At 50.9% G+C, this 6,247-nt stretch carries 5 protein-coding genes; 4 read left to right on the top strand and 1 reads right to left on the bottom strand.

What is annotated here, in order from left to right:
• Positions 1–103 precede the first annotated feature (103 nt).
• From PT964_RS26105 to PT964_RS26090, 4 genes are all read left to right on the top strand, one after another.
• A complete protein-coding gene (locus PT964_RS26105) occupies positions 104–619 on the top strand; it encodes a GNAT family N-acetyltransferase (protein WP_274366290.1) in 516 nt (171 codons plus the stop codon).
• Between the two features lie 195 nt (positions 620–814).
• Positions 815–2,134, top strand: a complete 1,320-nt coding sequence (locus PT964_RS26100) for an alpha/beta hydrolase family protein (protein WP_274366289.1) — start codon at positions 815–817, stop codon at positions 2,132–2,134.
• 127 nt (positions 2,135–2,261) lie between these two features.
• Positions 2,262–3,209, top strand: a complete 948-nt coding sequence (locus tag PT964_RS26095; RefSeq protein WP_274366288.1) for a prenyltransferase/squalene oxidase repeat-containing protein — start codon at positions 2,262–2,264, stop codon at positions 3,207–3,209.
• A gap of 48 nt (positions 3,210–3,257) precedes the next feature.
• Entirely contained in the window at positions 3,258–3,887 is a 630-nt protein-coding gene (locus tag PT964_RS26090) for an NUDIX hydrolase (protein ID WP_274366287.1), read from the top strand.
• 52 nt (positions 3,888–3,939) lie between these two features.
• On the opposite strand, the gene PT964_RS26085 is transcribed toward PT964_RS26090, so the two are convergent.
• Positions 3,940–5,079: an ATP-binding protein gene (locus PT964_RS26085; RefSeq protein ID WP_274366286.1), complete on the bottom strand. Its 1,140-nt coding sequence runs from the start codon at positions 5,077–5,079 to the stop codon at positions 3,940–3,942.
• Positions 5,080–6,247 lie beyond the last annotated feature (1,168 nt).

The following is a 6,247-nucleotide window of genomic DNA, read 5'->3' as shown; positions in this document are numbered from 1 at the left end:
GAAAGAATGGATGTGGAAAGTGTCCAAACTAAGGGGGTTGACCCGTTTCGTTCCGCTAATGGCAGGGCTAAAACGTTAGTAAATGAGAAGCGAGGTTAATGCAATGTCAGTCCAGCCAATAATTGAATACCCGTCCTTAGAGACGGATCGCCTGCAGCTTAATATATTGGACCTTCATCATACGGAAGAGGTGTTTGCGCACTTCGCCGATGAGGAGGTCGTCAAATTCATGGATATTGAACCGTGCAAGGACTTGCAAGAGGCCGAGGAGATCATTCGGTATCATCTGGAGGATGCGGGCTGCCGCTGGGGCTTATTCGATAAAAGCGCCGGAAAACTCATCGGCACATGCGGTTTCCATTATTTAAGGAAGTCGGAGGACGGTTTTGTCGCGGAGATCGGATTCGATTTGGCAAAGCGTTACTGGGGCAAAGGGATCATGAGCGAAGCGATGAAGGCGGTCGTTGCGTTCGGTTTTGCAGACATGGGGCTGAACACAATTGACGCAACCGTAGAACCGGACAATGAAAGGTCTATAGCGTTATTAAAAAAGCTGGGCTTCGAAAGAGATTCCGAGCTGAGAGACGGATTGGTATACTTTTATTTAAGGGCAAAATAATAAACCACCGGGTGCTTCGGCATCCGTTTTTTTTTTTTTTGCAGAGCGGCAAAGACCACCTCTTACGAAAGCGACAAGAGAAATTCACTTAGGTGAAATGTTCTTGACGCTGTTTAGGGCCGGCAGTATGCTCTTCTCATTGTGTCTCTCTATCGCTCCGTTGACAGTCACAAAAAAATGAAAAGGAGAACATATGTGGGTACGATATTATTTTTTGTCGCATTGATTTTCGAGATTGCTTTTACCGTGTACTGTTTTGTAACAAAGCAAAACCATCAAAAGTTTAGGAATTGGGCGAGAATTGCGGCTTTCATAACATTCGTAATTCTCGTATTTTCATCGGTAATTGTCTGGAGCCTCCGCTGGGTATTGCTAGCGGCTCTGCTATTCATTTTAGCGGGAAGCGGGACAATTGCTCTCATTCGTAATAAAAAGGGTAAACACGGTTACAAAACCTCCCGTATTGTCGTAAAAGCCGTAATAATGACATTATTGCTAATCCTGGCACTTGTGCCTGCGCTTGTTTTTCCTCAGCATAAACTGCCGAAGGTTACGGGCCAATACGGTATCGAAACTGCAACATACACCTACATAGACCAAAACCGCATCGAGGAATTTGCCGATAACGGTAAGAAAAGGTCTGTCAATGTACAATTTTGGTATCCCGACCATGCGGACGGAACGTATCCGCTTCTGGTATTCTCACATGGTGCATCCGGTATTAAGACAAGCAATTCATCTACTTTTAGGGAGCTTGCAAGCCACGGGTATGTAGTATGCTCCATCGATCATCCTTATCATTCTTTTTATACCGTTTCGGACGACGGGTCTTTTACCTTAATGAATGCTGAATATACTGAGGAAGTCGAAAATGTCAACAAAGATGGCATTTACACAATTGAGCAGGTCAATGAGCTCATTCAAAAATGGATGAAGCTGCGAACGGACGACATGAATTTTGTAATGGATACAATCATTGGAAAATCGCAAAACGATAAAGCACCTGTGTATCAGCATATCAATAAAGATAAGATCGGTGTGTTCGGGCATTCCATGGGCGGCGCAGCCAGTGTTTGGATCGGCGGAGAACGGAAAGATGTAAATGCGGTCGTAAATATTGATGCCCCGTTCTTTAGCGAGATTGTTTATAATAGTGAGTCCGGTGATTTTGAGGCAAGCGGCAAGCCCTATATGACGCCAATTCTTAACCTTTATTCCGACGATGTTTGGAACCAGCTTGGACGCAACTCTATTTATGCGGCAAATTACGCCGCCGACAAAAACTTCAAGGAAGCGCATACCGTTCATTTTCAAGGCGCGAAACATTTAAGCCTGACCGATCTGACGCTCTTCTCTCCTCTGCTCGCAAATATGCTGCAAGGCGGAAAAGCAACCATTGACCCATACTACTGTATAGAGAAGGAGAATGAGCTTATCCTTGCATTTTTTGATTACACATTGAAAGGTATCGGCCGCTTCACATCAGAAGAGGCTTATGGGCCAAACCCGAGTTAAAGCTCTATGTTCGGATCTCACGAATGGGATTCGAACTTTTTTGTTTTATGCAGGAAATTATTGGTTGGGGGCGAATGTAATTCCGTAAAACATCCGGAAGCAATCTTTAACATTGGAGGAATCCGAAATGGCAGAGCCGAAATCCGAAAGGCTTTTCAGTAAACCGAAGCGAGCGGTGATCAAGTGGCTGCTGGATTCGGACCCTTCAATCCGTTGGCAGGTCAAGCGCGACTTGATGAAAGAATCCGATGAGACCGTTAACGCAGAACGTTCGCGGATCGCGACGGAAGGCTGGGGAGCCCGTCTTCTCTCATTGCAGACACCAGAGGGCCACTGGGGGGCCGACATCGACCCGTGGCCCTGGAAGCATACGATCTACACTTTGGTATTGCTGAAAGACTTGGGATTGGATCCTGCGAGCGATGAGGCCCGCAGATCGATCGGTCTGGTGCGTGACCGCGTTACCTGGCGGCAGCTTGACGGCAGGCCTTTTTTCGATGGAGAGACCGAGCCCTGTATTAATGGCCGGATTTTGGCAGCCGGCGCCTACTTTGGCGAATCGTGCGACCGGCTGGTTGATCGTCTTCTCGGCGAGCAGCTTGAGGACGGGGGCTGGAACTGCAACGCCCCGCCAAGCCGGCGTTCCTCGTTCCACAGCACCATCTGCGTTCTGGAAGGATTATTGGAGTACGAGAATGCTAAAGGTGCTGACGCTGCGGTAACCGAAGCCCGTATCCGGGCACAAGAGTATCTTATGGACCGAGGCATGTTTCGATCGCGGTCATCCGGCAAGGTGATCGATCGCAATTGGATGCGTTTTTCATTTCCGACTACTTACCATTACGACATTCTTCGCGGTCTAGACTATTTGCGCAGTGCCGGTGTAAATCCGGATGAAAGGATCGCCGAAGCCGTCGATTTGGCGGCGAAGAAGCAGCACCGGAACGGACGGTGGCCGCTGCAAAACCCGCACCCCGATCGAATCGACTTCGACATGGAGGCCGGAGTAGGCAAGGCAAGCCGCTGGAACACGCTCCGCGCCTTGAGAGTGTTGGACTGGTATTCGGGGATATGACTTACAGTGAAAATAAGGAATCTAACTGGAGAGCTGAGATGAACCGTATTGAAGGAAGAAATATTTGATATATTTGACCCGGAAATGAATAAGATCGGCAAAGCCTCCCGATCCGACGTTCACCGCAACGGATTGTGGCACCAAACGTTTCAATGCTGGATTTGGAGCCGCGAACCGCGCGGAAACGGAGTTAGCTTGTTGTTCCAGCTTAGGCACGAGGATAAAGATACGTATCCGAATTTGCTGGACATCTCCTGTGCGGGTCACTTGCAAGCGGGGGAAACGGTTGAGGACGGCACACGGGAGCTGCAAGAAGAGCTTGGGCTTGACGTTGCATTCTCGGACCTTGTTTCATGCGGCGTTTACAAACAGGAAGCTTACATTTCAGAGCAGCTGATCGACCGTGAGTTTTGCCATGTTTTTTTATTGGAGAACAAGATGGAATTGACCTCGTATCGGCTGCAAAAGGAAGAGGTTAAGGGCTTATTTCGCATCGCGGCCGCAGATGTTAAACGATTGTTGAACAGCGGCGGGGAAATCGTTTGCGACGGCGTGGTGTTGGATTCGGAAGATCGATTCATCGGCGAACGGCGCAATGTCGGAATACAAGATTTCGTACCGCACCCCGCAGAGTACTTTCACCGGTTGTTTCAAAGGCTGGTGGAAGTCGGGGCATGAATGGAACAGAAAGGAGGCTCTCCGTCGAAAAAAAGCGGAGAGCCTCTTCGTTTTAAGGAAGCAAATGAACGGTCAACCTCGGAAAAATCGTCGCGATCCCGGAAATTTTTTCTTCCAGCGTGGCCAGATCAAAGCCCGTGCGGAAAATATCCGGTTCCGGCAGGAAGGTAATGCTTGTACCGGTTTCTTGTGTCACACCGATGATCATAAGCTCTGTTTGCGGAATGCCGTGCTTGTAGTCTTGGCGGTAGATTTTTCCCTCGCGCCGAATCTCCACGGACAGCGTCCGCGAGAGCGCGTTCACGACGGGCATATTGATACCCTTGATGCCGCCGGGGGCGTTTACGACGGCGCTGGTGTTGTGGTCCTTCATCTCCGTGAGCACCTTCTGAACCGGGGATGTATTGGAGCCCGTGCCCACGAGCGCCTGAACGGGAATTCCGCGCCCGTTGTCGGCCACCGTGATGCTATGGTCGCTTTGAAGAATGATGTTGATTTCGCTGCAAAAGCCCGCTTGGTGCTCCAGTATGGAGTTTTCGACGACGGCCCAGAGCAAATGATGGGGGTCATGGTCGTCGGACCGCCCCAAATATGAATCAGGTGTGTCTCTGACTTGGAACAGCTCCATGTAATCGCTTGTATCAAGCAAATCGTAGCATGCCGCCAGCAGCAGCAAAAACGGAAGCGTCCGGTGGGGAGGGAGATAGTACTTGCCGCCGCGTTCTTCCTGGGCTAATAAGTCGGCGCCAAGCAGAGCTTTAATGTGATGGTAGAGCTGGCCGGTCGTTCCCATGTTTAGCCGCTCGACGATTTCAGGGCCGGTAAGCGGCTCGTGGAGAACGGCCGTTACAATATCGAGCCGCAGCTTATTGCCGATCGCGGACAATATTTTCCCGGCCTTGTCGCTATCGACGCCTAGCAGCTGATCGACGCTCTTGCGCTGCGGGCTCCACCGCAGCCGGTTCGTGCCGTTATATTGTCCCGAGAAAAACAGAGCTCCGAGACCGTCATGCCCGTCAGCTGCCGGTTCGCTGGTCGGGCTGTAACGGTAGACACCCGAACCCGAACCCGAACTCGAACCCGCACCTTCCCGAGAACCGCTTCGATCGATCCATTGGCCTACAAGCCGCTCAAGCTGCTCCATCCGAGCCGTTAACGAGTCCAGCTCCGCTCCGTAGTCTCTTGGTGCCATGACATCACCCCATATAATATAATAATTACGTAATTACGTAATTATTATAAAGCAAATTGCCCCTACTGTAAAGAAAACCCATCAACATGACGGATGTGAACCGACGCGTAATAGAAACCGAGTCCACTGGGCTCGTTTTTTTGTTGCATGTGTGGGAAGGTGGCAGGAGCTAGGTGCCGGTGGCGGTGCTATTGTTGTTATGGTATGGGTTCGCCGGCCCCTTTTCACCACTCTCCCCTTCACTCAGCAACGATAGACACATCACAACATGCAGAGCCTATGTCGCCCCTCGACACGCCGCGCCCATGCCACGCCAGTGTTTCCCACTCACCCCGCGCCCACGCTACCGCCTTGCTACATAGCGTGAGTTTAGCATTGAGCGTGGCAAAGGGCATGGTACGGGTGGTGCAAAGGGTTTAATGGGCGTGGCGAAGGACGTCACACGGATTGTGCAATAGGTGGGATGGGATGTAGAAAGCCGATAACGTAGTTGTAGCGTGGGGGTGATGATCGGATAACATATGCGTGGTATAGGTGTGGCGTTCAGATCGTTGCTGAGCGAAGGGGATAGTGGTGAAAAGGATGGAACGAGCGTCGCACGGGAGGGGCGAGGGGGGTATGGGTTGTGGCAAGTCGGTAGCGAAGACGCGGGGTGACGTGGAGTAGCATAGGCAGGGTGAGTGGGTAGCGCAGGCTTGGCGTGGTGTGGTGTGGTGTGTTGACCGTTGCTGAGCGAAGGGGATAGTGGTGAAAAGGGTGGAATGAGCGTGGCACGGGTGGGGCGAGGGGTGATATGGGACCTTTGTTGCCCCATAGCGATCCCCAATTGCCTGATCTTAACTAGCTGTGGTGTAAAAATTACGAAAGAAACGTTTTTGCTGAGCAATGGGGATAGTCGTAATAAGAGGTACTGGGATATATCCCCCAGGTGGTGCGTTGGAGGATGAGTTACGGGCGGTTTTATGCTGCCGGCAGAGGCAATAAGGGGGGAGGAGATGAGGCCGAGAGGAAAAGGCGGTCTCGGCCGATTACGGCGCTCAGAAATCTGAGCTATGGACACCACAGACGCTAAACCCCGATTTTTGACGCTAAACCCTGCTTTTTCGAGGCAATAACTGCAGTAGTGTCCGTCCCTCGTATTTAAGGGGAATGCTCTCGAATACTCTCT

The organism is Paenibacillus thermotolerans (assembly GCF_028745515.1).
Classification (GTDB): Bacteria; Bacillota; Bacilli; order Paenibacillales; family YIM-B00363; genus Paenibacillus_AE; species Paenibacillus_AE thermotolerans.
Note: the sequence above shows the minus strand (reverse complement) of the source record. Positions and strands in the feature narration are given on the sequence as shown.

What these genes read in the sequence shown, in the direction of transcription:
- PT964_RS26105 (WP_274366290.1), top strand. Translation starts at nt 104, where the DNA reads ATGTCAGTCCAGCCAATAATTGAATACCCGTCCTTAGAGACGGATCGC.
- PT964_RS26095 (WP_274366288.1), top strand. Translation starts at nt 2,262, where the DNA reads ATGGCAGAGCCGAAATCCGAAAGGCTTTTCAGTAAACCGAAGCGAGCG.
- PT964_RS26085 (WP_274366286.1), bottom strand. Translation starts at nt 5,079, where the DNA reads ATGGCACCAAGAGACTACGGAGCGGAGCTGGACTCGTTAACGGCTCGG.